Here is a 15,202-nt window from a genome sequence, read left to right as displayed (position 1 = left end):
ATCGCCGTTGCTGCCTCAGGAGGAGGCAGCGGTTTCCAACGCGAAGGCGCGATAGGAGCGCAGCGGCCGGCCGAGCAGCTTTGTCAGGCGCTCGACGTCGCCCGTCTCAGGCAGCATTCCGTCAGTCAGGAAGCGCTCGCCCATCAGGCGCATGTCGTAAGCCATCCAGGCGGGCATGAACTGCTTGAGGTTCTGCTCGAAGCCCTCGGTATTGTCGCCGCCATAGGCGATCGGACGGGCGAGCACGTCAGACCAGATGGCGGCAATACCAGCCCCAGTCAGCGTCTCCGGACCGACGAGATTGATCCGGTCAAGTGCCAGCGGCTCTGCAGCCTGTTCGCGGCGCAAGAGTTCAAGGGCGGCAATCTCGGCGATATCACGGACGTCGATCATGGCGAGACCCTTGGCGCCGACCGGCATCGGGTAGGCGCCGTAGCCGGTGATGACGTCCTTGACCGTCAGATCGTTCTGGATGAAGTAGGCCGGGCGCAGGATCGTCGCCTTGAAGCCCATCTGCTCGATCATCCGCTCGACGCCGAACTTGCCGGCGAAATGCGGCACGTTGACGTAGAGGTCGGCGTGGATCACCGAGAGATAGACGATCCGCTCGATGCCGGCCGATCGGGCGACGTTCAGCGCAATCAAAGCCTGGGTGAATTCGTCCGGCACCACGGCGCTGAGCAGGAACAGCGTCGACACGCCCGACATGGCGTTGCGCAGCGAGTCGACGTCGAGGAACTCGCCCTGCACGACGCTGACGCCAGCCGGGAAATCGGCTTTCGACGGGTCGCGGACAAGAGCGCGGACATCGGCGCCGTGCTTGACGAGGTGTTCGACGACTTGGCGGCCAACATTGCCTGTGGCGCCTGTAACGAGAATGGTCATGGTCTTTCTCCGTGTTGGGTTGCTTGACACCCCGAATATGTGTGGTTCACTGACAGTCCGATAGACGGCGATTTTAGACAGACCGTCTCACTGGTGGAACGAACATGGATCTTCTCGCGCTTGCCGATTTCAACCTCGTCGCCCGCCATGGCGGCTTCGGCAAAGCGGCACGGGCGACCAGCCGGCCGAAGGCGACATTGTCGCGCCGCGTCGCCGAGCTGGAAAGCGCTCTCGCTCTGCGGCTGTTTGAACGGGGTGCGCGTAACCTGAAGCTCACCGAAGAAGGGCGGGCGCTGTTCGAGCGGACGGCGGCACTGCTCGCCGAACTGGACGAGACGGCTGCAGCGATTGCCTCCGGCGGTCAGAAGCCCAAAGGGAGATTGCGGATCAGCGCCCCTTTACATTTTTCCCAGACCGCCATGGGGAGGATTGCCGCGGGCTTTGCCCTCCAATATCCGGAGGTTAGGCTCGAGGTGACGAGTGAGGACCGACCTGTCGATATGATCGAGGAAGGCTACGATCTGGTCATCCGGGTCAATCCGGATCCCGACGAAAGCCTGGTCGGACGGGTGTTTCTGCGCGACCGCCTGGTGGTGGTGGCAAGCCCCGATCTTCCCCGCCCGACCGGCGGACGCGCCGCGCCCGGCGTTGCGCGTGGCGCATCCGAAGCGCAGACATGGCAGGTGAAGACATCAGGCGGCCGGGCGACGATCAAAATCGAGCCGGTCCTCACCTTGTCAACGCTGATCACGATCCGCGATGCGGTGCGCGCCGGTGTCGGCGCAGGACGCCTCCCAATTTCGCTGGTGAGCCATGACCTGGCGGACGGCACACTGGTCAATTGGGGGGAGATCGACGCCCCTGAGGTCACCCTTTGGACGCTCTACCCCTCCCGGCGGCTGCTCAGCGCGCGCGTGTCGGCGTTCCTGGACTTTCTGAAACAGGCTTTCCCCAATGGGACGGCTGACGAACTGGCCGCCTATATCGGCAGGTGATGGCGGCGCTTTGCCGGCTTCGTCGGCGGGCTTACTCCGTCAGGCTCTTTTAGCCCGCATAAAGGTTGTAGAAAGCAACGCTCGAGCGGGTCGCTTCGCGTTAGTCGATGCGCGGTTTATAAGCCCGGCAATCATTTATTATTCCCTTCTTGTTGTTCCGAAATCACCGCGAAACATAGCCGATGACGATGTTGGCGCCGCGGTGTCCACATTTGCATTTCAGGCGCGGACCTATTGCCGAAATCTTCGTATCCTTGCCGAGCCGCTTCTGTAGCGCCCATCGATCAAGTGGTCGCTTCCGCTTGCAATCCGCGTTCCTGCAAAAGGCCACTAACCCCTCCCACTCGGCCAGATCACCAAGGGCGCGATCAACCTTGCGCGCGTGCTCAGGCTTCACATAGCCATGCCGCCGCGCCCATTCTTCGGGGCCATGGTGGTAGGTGAGCTTGCACCGCTCGTAATATTTGTTTTCGGTGCGCTGGCATCCGAGGCCTTCTTTTGCGAGCGTCGCGAGGAGCGAAGGCATAGAAGCATTGCCATGCTTTACAATGAGCTCGTCCCCGTCGAAGAATTTCAAAATCTCGCACTCCTCGCAGATCACGCCCACCCGCTTGCCTGCATATGATTTTAGCCCCGTGCCGGCGTCGGACGAATTCCAATCATCGACGGTCATAGTCCGGCCGCCATCCGCGGGTCATGCCTCGGCTCATGGCGCCTTCTGCCAACGCCAACTGCCGGCGAAGGTGGCGAATATCCTCCAGCAGGGTGTCGATTGCTGCGTGGGTATCGCCCCTGTGGTAGGCAATCACCTTGTCACGCTCATCGTCTTCCACGGCTTCGCCGATCGGCTGCTCTCGCATATCCGTGCTCCATGCTTCAGTTTTCGGATTGGCGGCCGCAGCGCCGATGTTCTTATTATGTTCACGTGCGCGATGGAGTCAATAATCCTCCATTTCTTTTTAAGGGCGGCTGACGTCGTGGCAGCATGGACGGCGGTTGCGGCCCCTCAGCTAAGCCAACAATTCCAACGCTGCGGATCAAGAGCAACCGGGTTGATGATTTCGGGGCCGGTGTTCTTCAGGCTGTCAACGCCCGTTCCGGTCGGCCACATGGTCATAAGCTCCGCCGGGTATGGCTTCATCAGGTCGGATGGATTTGGATCAGGAGATAGCCAGCGTTCATAATCCTTTTGACGGAGGATGACGGGCATTCGTTTACTGATGTTCGCCATCAACTCATTCGACGGGCAGGTGATGACAGCGAAGGTGCGGATATCGATGCCAGCCGGGTGACGCCAGACCTCCCAAATGCCGGCAAGAGCGAACAGAACGTCGGTCTTCATCGCGACAGCATAAGGTTGTTTGTCCCGGCCGCTGGCGTACTTCCACTCAAAGAAGCCATTGACTGGGATCAGGCAGCGGCGCGACCGATAGGCAGGTCCGGAAAGTCCATGCGTGGCAATGTTTTCGCAGCGAATATTGATCAATGGGAGACGCCGGTCGCTCGGTTTCATCAATGCGGGCACCAGGCCCCATACCGCCATTGCAAAGACCGGCGCCATGATATCCGTCTCCGGCCCTGCGTCTTGGATGATGATCGCGTAGACCAGCCGCGGCGCGCCGTTATATCGAGGGATGCGGTCAACCAAGCCGTCAAGGTCGCCTTGTCCGGCGAAAGCGAACCTACGCGCAAGCTCGTGAAGCGATTCCTTGATATAAACGCGACTACACATTCGACCATGCCATTGGGAACTACTTATTTAGATGTAATCCTGCCTCGGCAGGTCAAGGCAGCAGAACCGTTCCCGTGCGGAACCGAACAATCGATACCCAATCTGGGTCAATTGCCTTTTAAGATGGTGCTGATGAAGTTGCGGCATGACAAAGCCGCCCCGCACGCGTTCAAAGCCGCTACTCGGTGAAGCCGACGCGCCGCTTCGCAGCCGGCCGCGCCGCCGCCGAGATCCCGCGCAGCCGAACCTTCCCCTCGACCCAATGCCGGATCGTATCGAGCCGTGCCTTGCGCTTCTGAAGGCCAGGCCGCCGAGGGGCGACAAATGGGTTTATGAGATCAAATGGGATGGCTACCGTCTGGCGGTCCACATCGAGCCTGCGGGCGTGCGCATTCTGACGCGCAGGGGCCTGGACTGGACGCACCGCTTCCCACTGATAGAGGCCGCCGCCAGAGCGCTTCCCGTCTCCACCGCCATCGTGGATGGAGAGGCCGTCGTGCTCGACGAGCGCGGTCGATCTGATTTCGGCCTGCTGCAACAATCGCTCGGCGGCCGAGGCGGCACGAAGAGGTCGAGCAACGCCGTCTTCATGGCTTTCGATCTGCTTTATTTCGACGGTCACGACCTCAGGAATTCGGAACTCGAGGTGCGCCGGCATCTGCTCGAGGATCTGGTGCCGGCCGGCGGTCAGGATGATATCCGGCTTTCCGAGGAGATCGAGGCCGACGGTGATCAGCTGCTGGCGAGCGCCTGCGAACATGATCTCGAGGGCATCATCGCCAAGCGTCGGGACGCGCCCTATCGGTCCGGACGTCTCGGCGACTGGGTGAAGATCAAATGCGTCCAAAGCGACAGTTTTGTGATCGTCGGCTATGAGCGATCCACAGTCGCGCGTGCCGGGATCGGTCGGCTTTTGCTGGCCGCGCGCAAGGGAAAGGCGCTGGTCTACGTTGGCGGGGTTGGGACCGGCTTCAATGAGCGGAATGCCTATGAGCTCCGGGAGAAGCTCGACGGCCTTATCACATCGACGCCGGCTGCGGCCGTCGATCGCAAAGAAGCAATTTTCGTGAAGCCAAGGCTGATCGCCGAGATCGAATATCGAGCATGGACAGACGACGGCAAGTTGCGCCATGCTTCATATAAGGGGCTGCGGGAGGAGCAGGATAACGTGATGGTTTACGAGCTATAGGAGAGAGCTTGTCTTGGCATGCCTATCTTGATGAGAGCTACACCCCGGACGGCGATGCTTATGTCATCGGCGGCTGCATCGCTACTAAAACTGACTGGATAGAATTCTCTGAAGAATGGCGTTTGTTCACAGAGCGCTTCGGCCGCATCAATGCGGCTGGAGGTAGATATTTCCATATGACGGAAATGACCCACAGATTGGAAGAAGTTGGGTTTTTCTATTCCGTGATAAGCAAATATGTGCCCGTTTTCATATCTGCACGTTTCAAACGCTCTGAGTTTGATCGCGCAAGAAGACGAATTTACGTCCCTGGTGCGGTTATCGAATGGGACCCTGCCAACTATTACTGGATCGCTTTTCGGTGCCTGATGGATAAATTCCACCTAGAGCGACCGCAGCTGGAAAAGTTGATACCGTTGGATGAGATCGTTCAATTCCATATGGATGACACGTTCGATCGGAAGTCCGTTGAGCGCCTATGGAATGAATACATTATTCATCGCCCGGGTCACATTCGCGATCGGTACGCAGATACCCCAATATTCGAAAATGATAAGAACGTGCCCCCATTGCAGGCCGCCGACTTTTGGGCCTGGTGGGTTCGTGAATGGAGTGACCGGGGCGCTCCACAGCGAATATTGCTTCATGATTTTGAGGAGTTTGCCAAGCCAAGCATTCGCCGATCACCTCGAGTTACAATGGACATAGTGTTCACTGAAGAGCAATTTTTGCCGACTCTTGCTCGAATGGCGAAGAGGCAGTCAGGTAGAGAGGTAATAATTCTGCCTCCATAGGCTTTCCCCGGCAGGGCGCGACGAAACAACGGATACAGCGTTTCAAGCCGTCCCATCCACATCGCCATCTTCATCCAGGGCGTGCACCGGCAGATAGGTGTTCTTCTCCATCCACTCCCGGACGATGTGCCTGATCGTGGCGTTGCGTCATGCCCAATTCGAGGCTCATATGAGATGACGGAGGGTGGTCGCGTGCTTTTGCGGGAACCGGCCGTCGAAGAAAGCCTCCCTGCATAATTCCTCGAATCAAAGTCGATTTTAGAGTATAATTCGCCAGTTTACCTAGAGGGCTGAAACGCCCTTGCGCGCCGCCTCGCGACGCGCGGTGCAGTAGAAGGAAAGATGAGCCAATGAAAAGGTTAGCAATCGTTACCCTATCGCTGGTGACGGCGCTGACAAGCGTCCCGCCGGCCATGGCGTTTCCCACCGTTTCCATACCGAAGATCGAAGCCGCAAAGGCGCAGCCGGTCCAGTACAGACATCACGGCGGCGGCTACGGCCATGGAGGCTACTACGGGCATGGCGGCTACTACGGGCATGGACACCACGGTAGTAACAACGGCTGGGCCTGGGGACTCGGCGGGCTGGCCGCCGGCGCAATCATAGGCGGAATGCTGGCGCAGCCGTATTACGGCCAGGGCTACTACGGTCAGGGCTACTACAATCAGGGCTACTACGGCCAGGGCTACTACGGATCGCCCTATTACGGTGCGCCGCGCTACTACGGCTCGACCCTTTACCGTCCACGCTACTACGCGCCGCGCTATTACAGCCAGGTCTATAGTGGCGGCAACGGACATACGAGCTGGTGCTATGCGCGCTACCGTTCCTACAGGGCTTACGACAACACCTTCCAGCCCTATTACGGTCCGCGGCGTGCGTGCATTTCGCCCTACTGATGATTGCGGGCGTGCTTGGTGACCACCCGGCGTTTTTTCCGGAGCGCCGGTATCGGATTCTTCGCCTTTCCCAAGTGGGATTTGACCGCTGAAGTGTGTGCGAAACTCAGCAGCCTGGCGGTCTTCTGCGTCTGAAGCCGGTGACCACGGCGTGGGTTTGGGTCGGGTTTAGATGAGCGAGTCCACGGCGCCGCCGTCGACTCTCGGCGCTGCACCGGTCGTGACAGACCACCAAGCATCGTCGCAAAAGCGCCGGACACTTTTTCGCGCCCTGCTATGTAGCTCCTCGCACTTCTGGAGGAAGCCCTCGCACAAGGCCGGTCAGTGGCCTAACCTGCATCTCGTCGTCGCCATCGTTCTACCGGCCATTGGTTCCGCCCAAGCTGTCCTTGCGATTTATGAAAGTTTCGGCTTCATCCACCACGCGTTCCTTGACGGCATCATGAGTATCGGACGCAACGTCCACAGCCTTTTGATAGACCTCCGACGCCACCTCTTTACCCTGCGCGGCGACGTCCTGCGCCTGATCGCTGAGGGTGTCTTTGGCGCTGTCTGCGGCTTCCCCGATCCATTCATCCTCAGTGTCAGTGTGCGGCAGCGCCGCGCCGATCGCCGCTCCGACCGCGAAAGCCAGGGCTCCGCCAACCAGCGGCTGGTCGCGGAAATGGGTGAGGATCGCCTCGTTGAGCTTGGTCGTTTGCTCCTGAAGACTGGTCGCCGCCGAAGAGGATCGGCTCGATAGCGAGCTTGCCGCGCCAGACGCACGAGCGGTGAGGTCGCTCGCGGCATTTTTCGCCTGCTCCCATTTCTCCGCCGCCCAGCCGGTTGCCGCGTCGAGCATTGCACCAGTCTCGTCGGCGATCTGATTGATCTGTTTTCCGCTGGCGTCGGCGAAGCCGCGATAGGTCTTGCCTGCCTCGTCGATGAAATGGCCGGCACGCCCCCCTGTTTCGTCGGTCAAGGCTTTCAGCCTCTTGCCGGATTCGTCGGCAAAGTGGCTGTAACGCGCTCCGTTTTCCATGGCCGGCGGACCGATCCTGCGGACCCGGCCGGTCGCCGGATAGAGCGGGTATTCGGGATCCTCCTCCCTCCAGGTCGCCGTATCGCCTGAGGACGGGCTGCCTTTTGCCATGAGCCAGGCGAGGCTCACGCCCATCAGGGCTACCGGCAGAGGGTTCGCCTTGAGGGCGTGGCCAAGATTGCTGACATACTCTCCGCCGCCGCTTGCCTTGGTGTAGGCAATCACCTCGTCGACCAACTGGCCCGGCGACATCCGTTCCTGGATAGCGTCAATCCGGTCCCCGATGCGGCGGCGGTCCTGGTCGATCTCCCGCTGAAGCTCGGCCGATGTTTTCTCCATTGAGTTTTCCATCAGATTTTGTCCTTCACAACATTAACGTCGCGGCGAAGCGAGGTCGCAGTTCGATCCAGTGCCATGTTGTTGCCGCGAAGCGCGGAGAGGCCCCGGGAGACCATTGCCCATGCGATGCCGGCAATGACGATGCCGACGATCAACGAGGCGAGTGCACCGGCGGTGGTTTCGGTAAAACCCTTTGTCACGAGGAAGGCCGCGAGACCGCCGACAAGGGCACTCAGCAGGACGCCGACCGCCCCGATTGCCAGGACCAAACCAAACAGGAGAATCTCCACGCCGTTGAGCGCCTGCGAAAGTTTTTCCGAAGCCTCCGTCTTGGCAAGATCGATTTCCTTGCGGAGCAGGCCCGTGACATCACCAACGAGGCCACTGACGAGTTCGGAGAGAGGTATGTTCTCTGAAGATTTAGCCATTGTTCTCGCCTCCGGTCGTTGCGGTGCCGGGGCGAAGGCCAATCGATGGTTCGCGCGGCGCGGCAGCTGTTTGCCTTTTCGCGGACGCTGTCAGGAACCGGCTTGCGGCCAGGCCTGCAAGTGCGGCGATGCCGAGAAAGGCGAGCGGTTGTTTGCGCCCGAAATCCTCGGTCATGGTGGCGATCTCGCCGATGTCCTTGCCTTCCATCCGCCGAGCGACGGTCTGCACGCTCCGGCCGATTTGCTTGGCGAATCGTCCGACTTCCGCCTGACCGGAGCTTTCCATTTCGGCGCCAGTCTTCTCGAGCGCCATTGCAACACCGCCGACTTGGCGAGCGGCAAAGTTGGTGCGTTCGGACATGACTTCCTTGGCTTTCTCGACGGCGGTGTCGGCGCCTTCCCTGATCGTTTCCCTGGCGGCGGAAACATCCTCGCTCACCTTCGCTTCCAGATCGGAAATGGACGTGCGCGTTCCCGGCGAGAAGCCGGAACCTGGTGATGAGGACGGTGTCTGCGCCGATGCGCTCCGCCCTGCCGGATCTATGAAATCGTTTTGCATGTCTAACCTCCCATTTCGTGTCGGCGATTGCCGAAGCCCCGAACCATGGGTGCCCCGCTTTGTTCCCCGGACGCGCCTGAAACGTTCCTCTTCGGCCCATGATGACATGATGGGGCTCAAAACTGCGATTGTGATGTTCTTAATCTTTGGCAGGCGTGACGATAGACGCCGCGATGTAACGCTCTTCCCTGTCGCCATCGTTGAAGTAGTAGACGGCGAGCAGGGATCCATCGCCGCGTTGTACGAGTTTGGGATAACCGAGATCAGCCGTGCCGCCGTCGCTCCGGATGACCGTCTCGGCGCCCCATGTCCGGCCATCATCGAAACTCATGCGCATCCTGATACCAAATGGCGGATCACGGTGGCCGTAAACGAGCACCAGAACGCCTTCGATCCGCCCGAGCGCCGGCGGGTTGCCATTGCTGCCGGTGTTTTCGACGATGCAGCCTTCCTGCGTCCAGGTCCTCCCTTGGTCACGGGAGGTGAAGGCCTCTATCCAACCCTTGCCACCGCCTCTGCCCATGCAGCGCGTCAGCGTCAGAATGGCGCCTCCGGACAGTGCCGTCGACGCCGGCATGATCGAATAGCCCTCAGGTTCCGGGCCGACAAAACCTTGAAGGATGAAGCTGCGCCCGCCGTCCACGGTGCGCGCGCAGAACACTCTGCCTTCCGTACCGTCGTCTTTGGACGTGCTGAGCGTGAAGAGTGCATCGTTCCTGCCGAGAGGAACGATATCGGTGCGTGCCGAGATCGGAAGGTGCAAACCGGTGAAACGAAACGGACCCTGCCATGTCAGGCACCGATCCCGGCTGATATAGAACCAGCTGACAGCATTGCCCTCTACATCGGTTCTGGCGCACATGACGATCGTCTCGGAGTCGAGAAAGTTCATGGGATCGTCAATCGAGCAGAGGTCTTCACGGACCGACAGACGGGGACGGACCTTGAGCTCGGCGTTCAGATGCTCGTCGGCCGAAAGCGAGAGCCCACCCGGCACGTGGCCGCAGAACGGCTCGTCCATCCATGTCAGTCCGCCGTCGAGGCTGCGTGCCTGCCAGGGTACGAAGGGGTAATTGCGGTCCAATTCGTGCAGCTCGCCCTTCGCCCCGAGTTTGCCGCGCGCGAAGACGACGACCATTTCGTCGCCCCACGACCAGAGACCATAATTTGCCGGCCAGCCTGCGAACTCGCCGCGTCTGCGATAGATTTCAAGATTGCGGAACTGCGTCTCCATGGAGGCTTCCAGACGGTCGGTCAGAGCGTTTCGACTGGAAGTGCCCGCACAAGCAATTCTTCCTGGGCGAGCAACTGTTCGAGTTTGCGCCGGTATTGGCGCCACCAGGCCCGATCGAGACTGTTCACCATCACTTCGATGACGATGACCGTATCTTCTTCAGTGCCCTCGCCATGGGACCAAAAGCCCTTTGCCGGGGAATTGAGGTATGAAGTCGCCCCGCCATGGCGCTCCGTCATCTCGCGCTGAATCATCGCGATAATGTCTTCGATGTCGATCGCCGCGTGCGCCGCTGCCGGAATAAACAACTGTATCAGATGCATGTGGAATTCTCCTCGTCCCGCAAACTTCGGAGGCCCGACGAGGTTCCGGCCCAGCTCGAAATCTGGCGCCTTGCCATAGGGTGGCAGCTCCCCTCGCCGCCGAATTGACGGATATCCGGTTGGAGGACGAGGAAGTGGCGACGGGCGGTCGTTCTCTCGTTAACGGTGTGCACCGGACCGCCGCGGCGATTCATGCGAGCTCCACGAGGCGGTGTCACCTATCTGCGGCGTGCCTTCGACGAACGCATCTGGGCAGCCGTCCGCGTTCTGCGAGCAGTTGGCGACAATTTTGCGATGCCTCGATTACCGTCGTCTCCGATGCCCTTGCCGCGCGGACGAAGAGCTGACCCAAGCAATCGGTGAGTTCCGCCCCTTCGTGAAACCCGGCAGACTTGATCGCGCGCGCCCTGTGAAGGCGCATGCACGACCAGAGCATGATGCCGAAACGTGTGAGCGGTTCTCTGATAACATCATGCTCCAGCTGTCTAATTCAGAACAGGATTCAGATTTGAGGCCGGCCCGGCCTCAAATCATCCTGCTTCAGCGAAAACCGCCGCTGGCAACCAGTCGCTCGCCGGTCAGCCAGCGGGCATCGTCTGAAGCGAGGAAGACGGCAATGTCGGCGATATCGTCCGGCTGGCCGATGCGGCCGAGCGGCGTCTGGGCAACCATGGTCTGCTGCAAATCCGAGCCGATGACGCCAGCCGAGTGGGCGCCCTCAGTCTCGACCATGCCCGGCAGAATGGCGTTGACGCGGATCTTGCGCGGGCCAAGCTCCTTGGCAAGCACGCTGTTGATGCCCTCCACGGCTCCTTTGGTGCCGGTGTAGACGGCCGAGGCCGGCAGCCCCAGGCTGGTGACCACCGAGGAGATGTTGATGACGCTGCCGCCCTCGCCGAGATGTTTGGCCGCCGCCTGGGTGGTCAGGAGAACGCCGAGAACATTGACGTCGAACATGCGGCGATAGTGCTCCTCGGTCACATCGCCGATCGGGGCGAATTCATAGACGCCGGAGTTGTTGACCAGCACGTCGAGCTTGCCGAATTCCTTGATCGCGGCATCGACCAGTCCCTGCGCCTCACCGGCCTTTGAAACATCGCCCTGCACCGCGATGGCCTTGCCGCCGGCCGCGCCGATCGCCTCAACCACGGCGTCTGCTCCCGCCTTGCTCGAAGCATAGTTGACCACCACTTGCGCACCCTCTGCTGCGAGTGCCTTGGCAATCGCAGCGCCAATGCCTTTGGAGGCGCCCGTTACGACAGCGACCTTTCCTGTGAGCTTAGCCATTTCTCGTTCCTTCAGATCTGGATAGCCGCCGGGATTGGCAGGCTTGTTCCATAGTTCGGAAATTCGGAACTATTGATCTCGATGTCAAGGGACGCTATATAAAATTCATGAGACCGCTCTTTCACCCAGACCTGGAGGACATCAAGCCCGAAGCGATCCTCTATGCGCTGTCGGATCCGGAGCGCGTTGCCATTTACGCGAAGCTTGCCGGCGCCGCCGGTGGCGGAACCTGTTCTGCGCTTGCCGATCTCGGCGACCGCATCATTCCCAAATCGTCGCTGTCCAACCATTTCAAAGTGCTGCGCGAGTCCGGGCTGATCCTGAGCGAGCGCCAGGGTGTGGAGATGCGCAACCAAACGCGCTGCGCCGAGCTGGATGAGCGCTTCCCGGGCCTGATCAAGGCCATTCTGACGGCTTACGGCCAACTTCCCGGGGAGCCGAAGACGGACTAGTGCCTGGCCAAGCGTCGCGTCAACCGCAGCTGAATTGCAGCCCTAGGCGCGGCTCCATGGCGGTTCCTGCTGGAACGAACCTTACCTCCTCGCCCCGCCCTCGACCGCTTGTCGCCACCAGCCCGAACCTGCCAAGGTATTTGAGGCCGGCATAATATCTTGACGCGGGTGGCGAGGATGGAATTGCCCCGCTCGCTTCATTCGCTTGTACGTATTCGAAGAGGCGGGGTGCGCCAGGATCGAGTTCCTCGTCAGCGGCATCCGACCCAAAGAATGACAGTCGTTCGGCAAAGGACGTACGTTTTGGAATGTTGCCTTTGTGACAAGTCGTCCAGTAAGCCCCTTGTTCCGGCTGGAATAAATGCAGCCCGTAGCCTGTTCCGAAATAGTAGGTCTTTCCGTCATCGCTGACGTAGGCAACCATCCCGGAATTATATGGTTTTTTCCAAATCTCGGTCCACGCGCTCGATTGCGATGGCCAGATCGCGCCGAACTTTTTAAGGGCAAATCGCTCTTCCATGCCCAAGCCCCATGCGATGCTGTAGGTCAACTGGTAGCCGGCAGGCTCAAGCCGAATTGTAGTCGACCGCGCCATCGCCATATGCCAGACCGCGTAAGCGACACAAACTGCCCCGATCATCGCCAAAACGCGGCGCATCCTGCCCCCTGGAGTTCGTCATCCTTGCAATCTTTAGCTGCAGTCTCGCGTTTCTGGAAACGCTAATCTCCGCCATGACGCTCGATCGATTGGGCGAGATCGAGCCAATGCGGGCGATTGTCCCACCAGTGAACATGATCGGGCGCAGGAAACGCTGGATCGGCGAATGTGCCGCCGGCGATGACAACGGTGCCGGGGAGGTATGTTCCGGACTTCGAGAAGCCGCCGCCACCGCAGACCCGGCAAAAGGCTTTCATCACATCAGGCGTCGTCTCGCCTTGCGGAAACCAAACGGAATAGTCTCCGGAAACGACCCGCACATGTTCCTCCCGGAACCACACATTATGTGCCAGTGCGCTGCCGGATGCACGCTGGCAGCGCGTGCAGGTGCATGTGTGATTGTGGACCGGTTCACCATCGACCTCCAGGGACAGGGCGCCGCAGCTGCATTTGGCATGAAAGACGGGCATTTGGCTCATTCCATGTTGATCAGGCTTTGTCGATCTTACGGTGCCGGAATCGACAGGGTCTATCAAAAATTCAGCATGGCAGCTCGCGGTCATAGAGGTCATTGTGGCCCTCAGACCGAAAGCGGCCTGATTTGACGCGGCGATCCGTGCGCCGGCACGAGCCGTGAAAGCGCCGGGCCTAAGATTCGCGTTGCGATGCGGCCCGCGTCATAGCCGCGTCCTCCATGACGTAGGTCGCATATCGATGGTCGCGGATCAGTGTTATCTTTTGGTCCCTCCATTCGAGCAGCATGAAGTAGGCAGGAGCAGCGGACGGCGCAGCCGAGACCAGCAATATTTCCCTGCCCTCCAGACAAGCCGGTTCGATCCAAACCCGCGGATAATCCGCATAATAGGAAAAGAATCGGCCAACATCCGCCGCACCGGAGACCTGCGGCCGTCGTGCCTGACGAAGCCGAACATCCTCGGCAAGCAGCCTGCGCAGGGCCGTCCAATCCCGCGCGTTGAAGAGCGCTGCGAAATTCAGAACCTCGGCGCTTGGGGGCAGCGGAACTTCGGACTCCCTCTCGGTGATGGATCGCAATCCTGCCCGACCACGTGAGAGATGGGCTTTGACAGCATCGATACTCAGGCCCAACAGCGCGGCGATGTCTGCGATGGGCTCTCCCAGCACATCCTTGAGGATCACCGCGCTACGCTGCGGCACCGGCAATTTGGCATAGTGAGCCAAGGCGATCCGCACCGTGTCCTGCCTTATCAGCGCATCCTCCGGATCAACAGCACTGGCATCCGCCAGATCAAAGGCCGTCTCCAGCGGCTCTGACGGATGGGTACTTCGCTGGCGCAGCGTATCGATGGCGCGATTGTGAACAATGCGAAACAGCCATGGTCGCAGCGGCGTGCCGGACGAGATCGAGCCGACCATCGCGAACGCATTGACCAACGCGTCCTGAATCACGTCCTCGCCGTCGATCACCGAGCCGACCAACCGGGCGGCATAGCGATGCAGTTCCGGGCGAACTGCATCCGCCTCCTTGGCCAGCGCCACGTAGAGTGTGCTCTTCGCTTCTGCTTCGAGGGCAGCTTCATCCATCATTGATGACCGTCACGCCCGTATCTCCACGCACGGCGTAGATCATAGCCTCTTCCAGCGCCGTCTCGCCGATCAGTTCGGCTACCGTATCGCCAAAGCCGCGCGGTGTCATGTCCGGCCAGGCAGCTGCCTGTTCTGCGAATGTCCGGCCCGCCGCCGCAGCATAACCGGAGATTCCGGCGTTGCCCACGCCGGTTCCTGCGAACATCTGCCGGGGAACGATGACCCGGAAACGCAGGCCCAGGCCGAGCTGGGTCGACAAGCCCTCGGCATATTTTGCAATGAACCACTGCGCCCGTTTTGCTCCTGCATAGCCTCCCGATAGCGGCGAGCCTTGCACCGCGGCTCCGCTGGAAACGAGAACGACCAGCCCGCCCGGCGCCATCGGCAACGTCAGAGCGGCCTGGACCCAATGCAGGGCGGCCTTCACATCGACGTTCCAGTTGGTCGTGAACGCCTCCCAGCCAATACGGTCGATACGGTCCATGGGCGGTTCCGCGCCGGCGTTCATGATGACGACATCGGGTCGTGTCTCCGACATGATCCTCTTTGCCGCGTCGGCGCTGGTCGCATCGGCAGCCACAGTCGTGACGGCCAGTTGCTCTCCCACCGCTTGCAAAATCGTCGAGTCGCGCGCCACGACGGTCACATTAGCTGCGCGCGCTACAAAGGCCCCGACCATTCCGAAGCCCAAACCGCGGCTACCACCGACGACAACGATCCGTTTTCCATCCAAATCCATGTTCTTTTCCTCATTCGATCCGACCGCGCAAAGGCAGTCGTAACAAGGACGTTCGAATGAGCTGAAAAGAGTCATTATTTTCGCGCTTGGGCGTGGATAATG

The 15,202-nt window shown here is 60.2% G+C and carries 19 protein-coding genes and 1 pseudogene; 5 read left to right on the top strand and 15 right to left on the bottom strand.

Translation table 11 applies throughout. From position 1 onward, the window contains the following. Window positions 1-15: 15 nt before the first annotated feature. Window positions 16-885: an SDR family oxidoreductase gene (locus tag N2A41_RS04520; protein WP_222387401.1), complete on the bottom strand. Its 870-nt coding sequence runs from the start codon at window positions 883-885 to the stop codon at window positions 16-18. Window positions 886-989: 104 nt separating this feature from the next. On the opposite strand from N2A41_RS04520, the gene N2A41_RS04515 reads away from it, so the two are divergent. Next, window positions 990-1,880 (top strand): LysR family transcriptional regulator, encoded by an 891-nt coding sequence (locus tag N2A41_RS04515; RefSeq protein WP_170281640.1) that lies wholly within the window; start codon window positions 990-992, stop codon window positions 1,878-1,880. 163 nt (window positions 1,881-2,043) lie between these two features. On the opposite strand, the gene N2A41_RS04510 is transcribed toward N2A41_RS04515, so the two are convergent. The 3 genes from N2A41_RS04510 to N2A41_RS04500 form a co-directional block, all read right to left on the bottom strand. Beyond that, the gene (locus tag N2A41_RS04510; protein ID WP_222282156.1) at window positions 2,044-2,553 is read right to left on the bottom strand and encodes a hypothetical protein; all 510 of its coding nucleotides are present in this window, start codon (window positions 2,551-2,553) and stop codon (window positions 2,044-2,046) included. Beyond that, window positions 2,540-2,740 (bottom strand): hypothetical protein, encoded by a 201-nt coding sequence (locus N2A41_RS04505; RefSeq protein ID WP_222282155.1) that lies wholly within the window; start codon window positions 2,738-2,740, stop codon window positions 2,540-2,542. The genes N2A41_RS04510 and N2A41_RS04505 overlap by 14 nt, the downstream gene beginning before the upstream one ends. Window positions 2,741-2,886: 146 nt before the next feature. Next, entirely contained in the window at window positions 2,887-3,612 is a 726-nt protein-coding gene (locus N2A41_RS04500; RefSeq protein ID WP_260110351.1) for an SOS response-associated peptidase, read from the bottom strand. 145 nt (window positions 3,613-3,757) lie between these two features. On the opposite strand from N2A41_RS04500, the gene ligD reads away from it, so the two are divergent. Then, window positions 3,758-4,801 (top strand): non-homologous end-joining DNA ligase, encoded by a 1,044-nt coding sequence (gene ligD, locus N2A41_RS04495; protein ID WP_170278683.1) that lies wholly within the window; start codon window positions 3,758-3,760, stop codon window positions 4,799-4,801. Between the two features lie 8 nt (window positions 4,802-4,809). Next, window positions 4,810-5,595 carry a DUF3800 domain-containing protein gene (locus tag N2A41_RS04490; RefSeq protein ID WP_170278682.1) on the top strand — a complete coding sequence of 262 codons (786 nt, stop codon included), beginning with the start codon at window positions 4,810-4,812 and terminating at the stop codon, window positions 5,593-5,595. A gap of 42 nt (window positions 5,596-5,637) precedes the next feature. On the opposite strand, the pseudogene N2A41_RS04485 reads toward N2A41_RS04490, so the two are convergent. Beyond that, window positions 5,638-5,742: pseudogene (locus N2A41_RS04485) on the bottom strand (CopG family transcriptional regulator); the annotation flags it as partial. A 203-nt stretch (window positions 5,743-5,945) separates the two neighbouring features. On the opposite strand from N2A41_RS04485, the gene N2A41_RS04480 reads away from it, so the two are divergent. Next, window positions 5,946-6,494 (top strand): BA14K family protein, encoded by a 549-nt coding sequence (locus tag N2A41_RS04480; protein WP_162119048.1) that lies wholly within the window; start codon window positions 5,946-5,948, stop codon window positions 6,492-6,494. 358 nt (window positions 6,495-6,852) lie between these two features. On the opposite strand, the gene N2A41_RS04475 is transcribed toward N2A41_RS04480, so the two are convergent. The 6 genes from N2A41_RS04475 to N2A41_RS04450 form a co-directional block, all read right to left on the bottom strand. Then, window positions 6,853-7,866 (bottom strand): DUF3618 domain-containing protein, encoded by a 1,014-nt coding sequence (locus tag N2A41_RS04475; RefSeq protein WP_017963333.1) that lies wholly within the window; start codon window positions 7,864-7,866, stop codon window positions 6,853-6,855. Further along, window positions 7,866-8,282 carry a phage holin family protein gene (locus N2A41_RS04470; protein ID WP_170278680.1) on the bottom strand — a complete coding sequence of 139 codons (417 nt, stop codon included), beginning with the start codon at window positions 8,280-8,282 and terminating at the stop codon, window positions 7,866-7,868. Before N2A41_RS04470 ends, N2A41_RS04475 begins: the two co-directional genes overlap by 1 nt. Further along, window positions 8,275-8,841 (bottom strand): nutrient deprivation-induced protein, encoded by a 567-nt coding sequence (locus N2A41_RS04465; RefSeq protein ID WP_260110369.1) that lies wholly within the window; start codon window positions 8,839-8,841, stop codon window positions 8,275-8,277. Before N2A41_RS04465 ends, N2A41_RS04470 begins: the two co-directional genes overlap by 8 nt. 139 nt (window positions 8,842-8,980) lie before the next feature. Beyond that, complete coding sequence (locus tag N2A41_RS04460; protein WP_260110368.1) at window positions 8,981-10,075, bottom strand: sialidase family protein; 1,095 nt, start codon at window positions 10,073-10,075, stop codon at window positions 8,981-8,983. Window positions 10,076-10,095: 20 nt separating this feature from the next. Continuing rightward, window positions 10,096-10,398, bottom strand: a complete 303-nt coding sequence (locus tag N2A41_RS04455) for a hypothetical protein (protein ID WP_170257808.1) — start codon at window positions 10,396-10,398, stop codon at window positions 10,096-10,098. A gap of 540 nt (window positions 10,399-10,938) precedes the next feature. Beyond that, a complete protein-coding gene (locus N2A41_RS04450) occupies window positions 10,939-11,685 on the bottom strand; it encodes a glucose 1-dehydrogenase (RefSeq protein ID WP_170281635.1) in 747 nt (248 codons plus the stop codon). Between the two features lie 107 nt (window positions 11,686-11,792). Here N2A41_RS04450 and N2A41_RS04445 point away from each other — a divergent pair, with 107 nt between their 5' ends. Further along, window positions 11,793-12,137: an ArsR/SmtB family transcription factor gene (locus N2A41_RS04445; protein WP_017963327.1), complete on the top strand. Its 345-nt coding sequence runs from the start codon at window positions 11,793-11,795 to the stop codon at window positions 12,135-12,137. Window positions 12,138-12,156: 19 nt separating this feature from the next. On the opposite strand, the gene N2A41_RS04440 is transcribed toward N2A41_RS04445, so the two are convergent. From N2A41_RS04440 to N2A41_RS04425, 4 genes are all read right to left on the bottom strand, one after another. Then, window positions 12,157-12,795, bottom strand: coding sequence for a hypothetical protein (locus N2A41_RS04440; protein ID WP_260110367.1), 639 nt, complete (start codon window positions 12,793-12,795; stop codon window positions 12,157-12,159). 62 nt (window positions 12,796-12,857) lie between these two features. Next, on the bottom strand, window positions 12,858-13,265 hold the full coding sequence (locus N2A41_RS04435; RefSeq protein ID WP_170257811.1) for a GFA family protein: 408 nt from the start codon (window positions 13,263-13,265) through the stop codon (window positions 12,858-12,860). 178 nt (window positions 13,266-13,443) lie between these two features. Beyond that, a complete protein-coding gene (locus tag N2A41_RS04430; RefSeq protein ID WP_260110366.1) occupies window positions 13,444-14,361 on the bottom strand; it encodes an RNA polymerase sigma factor in 918 nt (305 codons plus the stop codon). Continuing rightward, window positions 14,351-15,100, bottom strand: a complete 750-nt coding sequence (locus N2A41_RS04425; protein WP_162119639.1) for an SDR family NAD(P)-dependent oxidoreductase — start codon at window positions 15,098-15,100, stop codon at window positions 14,351-14,353. The genes N2A41_RS04430 and N2A41_RS04425 overlap by 11 nt, the downstream gene beginning before the upstream one ends. Between the last annotated feature and the right edge of the window lie 102 nt (window positions 15,101-15,202).

Origin of the sequence: Rhizobium sp. SRDI969, from assembly GCF_025152725.1 — a bacterium.
GTDB classification, from domain to species: domain Bacteria; phylum Pseudomonadota; class Alphaproteobacteria; order Rhizobiales; family Rhizobiaceae; genus Rhizobium; species Rhizobium leguminosarum_I.
This window is presented reverse-complemented; position numbering and strand designations above follow the sequence as displayed.

Excerpts from the sequence above, each read along its gene's own strand:
- N2A41_RS04515 (WP_170281640.1), top strand. The coding sequence starts at position 990 with ATGGATCTTCTCGCGCTTGCCGATTTCAACCTCGTCGCCCGCCATGGC.
- N2A41_RS04435 (WP_170257811.1), bottom strand. The coding sequence starts at position 13,265 with ATGCCCGTCTTTCATGCCAAATGCAGCTGCGGCGCCCTGTCCCTGGAG.
- N2A41_RS04440 (WP_260110367.1), bottom strand. The coding sequence starts at position 12,795 with ATGCGCCGCGTTTTGGCGATGATCGGGGCAGTTTGTGTCGCTTACGCG.
- N2A41_RS04520 (WP_222387401.1), bottom strand. The coding sequence starts at position 885 with ATGACCATTCTCGTTACAGGCGCCACAGGCAATGTTGGCCGCCAAGTC.
- N2A41_RS04510 (WP_222282156.1), bottom strand. The coding sequence starts at position 2,553 with ATGACCGTCGATGATTGGAATTCGTCCGACGCCGGCACGGGGCTAAAA.
- N2A41_RS04455 (WP_170257808.1), bottom strand. The coding sequence starts at position 10,398 with ATGCATCTGATACAGTTGTTTATTCCGGCAGCGGCGCACGCGGCGATC.
- N2A41_RS04430 (WP_260110366.1), bottom strand. The coding sequence starts at position 14,361 with ATGATGGATGAAGCTGCCCTCGAAGCAGAAGCGAAGAGCACACTCTAC.
- N2A41_RS04505 (WP_222282155.1), bottom strand. The coding sequence starts at position 2,740 with ATGCGAGAGCAGCCGATCGGCGAAGCCGTGGAAGACGATGAGCGTGAC.
- N2A41_RS04470 (WP_170278680.1), bottom strand. The coding sequence starts at position 8,282 with ATGGCTAAATCTTCAGAGAACATACCTCTCTCCGAACTCGTCAGTGGC.
- N2A41_RS04425 (WP_162119639.1), bottom strand. The coding sequence starts at position 15,100 with ATGGATTTGGATGGAAAACGGATCGTTGTCGTCGGTGGTAGCCGCGGT.
- ligD (WP_170278683.1), top strand. The coding sequence starts at position 3,758 with ATGACAAAGCCGCCCCGCACGCGTTCAAAGCCGCTACTCGGTGAAGCC.
- N2A41_RS04475 (WP_017963333.1), bottom strand. The coding sequence starts at position 7,866 with ATGGAAAACTCAATGGAGAAAACATCGGCCGAGCTTCAGCGGGAGATC.
- N2A41_RS04500 (WP_260110351.1), bottom strand. The coding sequence starts at position 3,612 with ATGTGTAGTCGCGTTTATATCAAGGAATCGCTTCACGAGCTTGCGCGT.
- N2A41_RS04445 (WP_017963327.1), top strand. The coding sequence starts at position 11,793 with ATGAGACCGCTCTTTCACCCAGACCTGGAGGACATCAAGCCCGAAGCG.
- N2A41_RS04465 (WP_260110369.1), bottom strand. The coding sequence starts at position 8,841 with ATGCAAAACGATTTCATAGATCCGGCAGGGCGGAGCGCATCGGCGCAG.
- N2A41_RS04460 (WP_260110368.1), bottom strand. The coding sequence starts at position 10,075 with ATGGAGACGCAGTTCCGCAATCTTGAAATCTATCGCAGACGCGGCGAG.
- N2A41_RS04450 (WP_170281635.1), bottom strand. The coding sequence starts at position 11,685 with ATGGCTAAGCTCACAGGAAAGGTCGCTGTCGTAACGGGCGCCTCCAAA.
- N2A41_RS04480 (WP_162119048.1), top strand. The coding sequence starts at position 5,946 with ATGAAAAGGTTAGCAATCGTTACCCTATCGCTGGTGACGGCGCTGACA.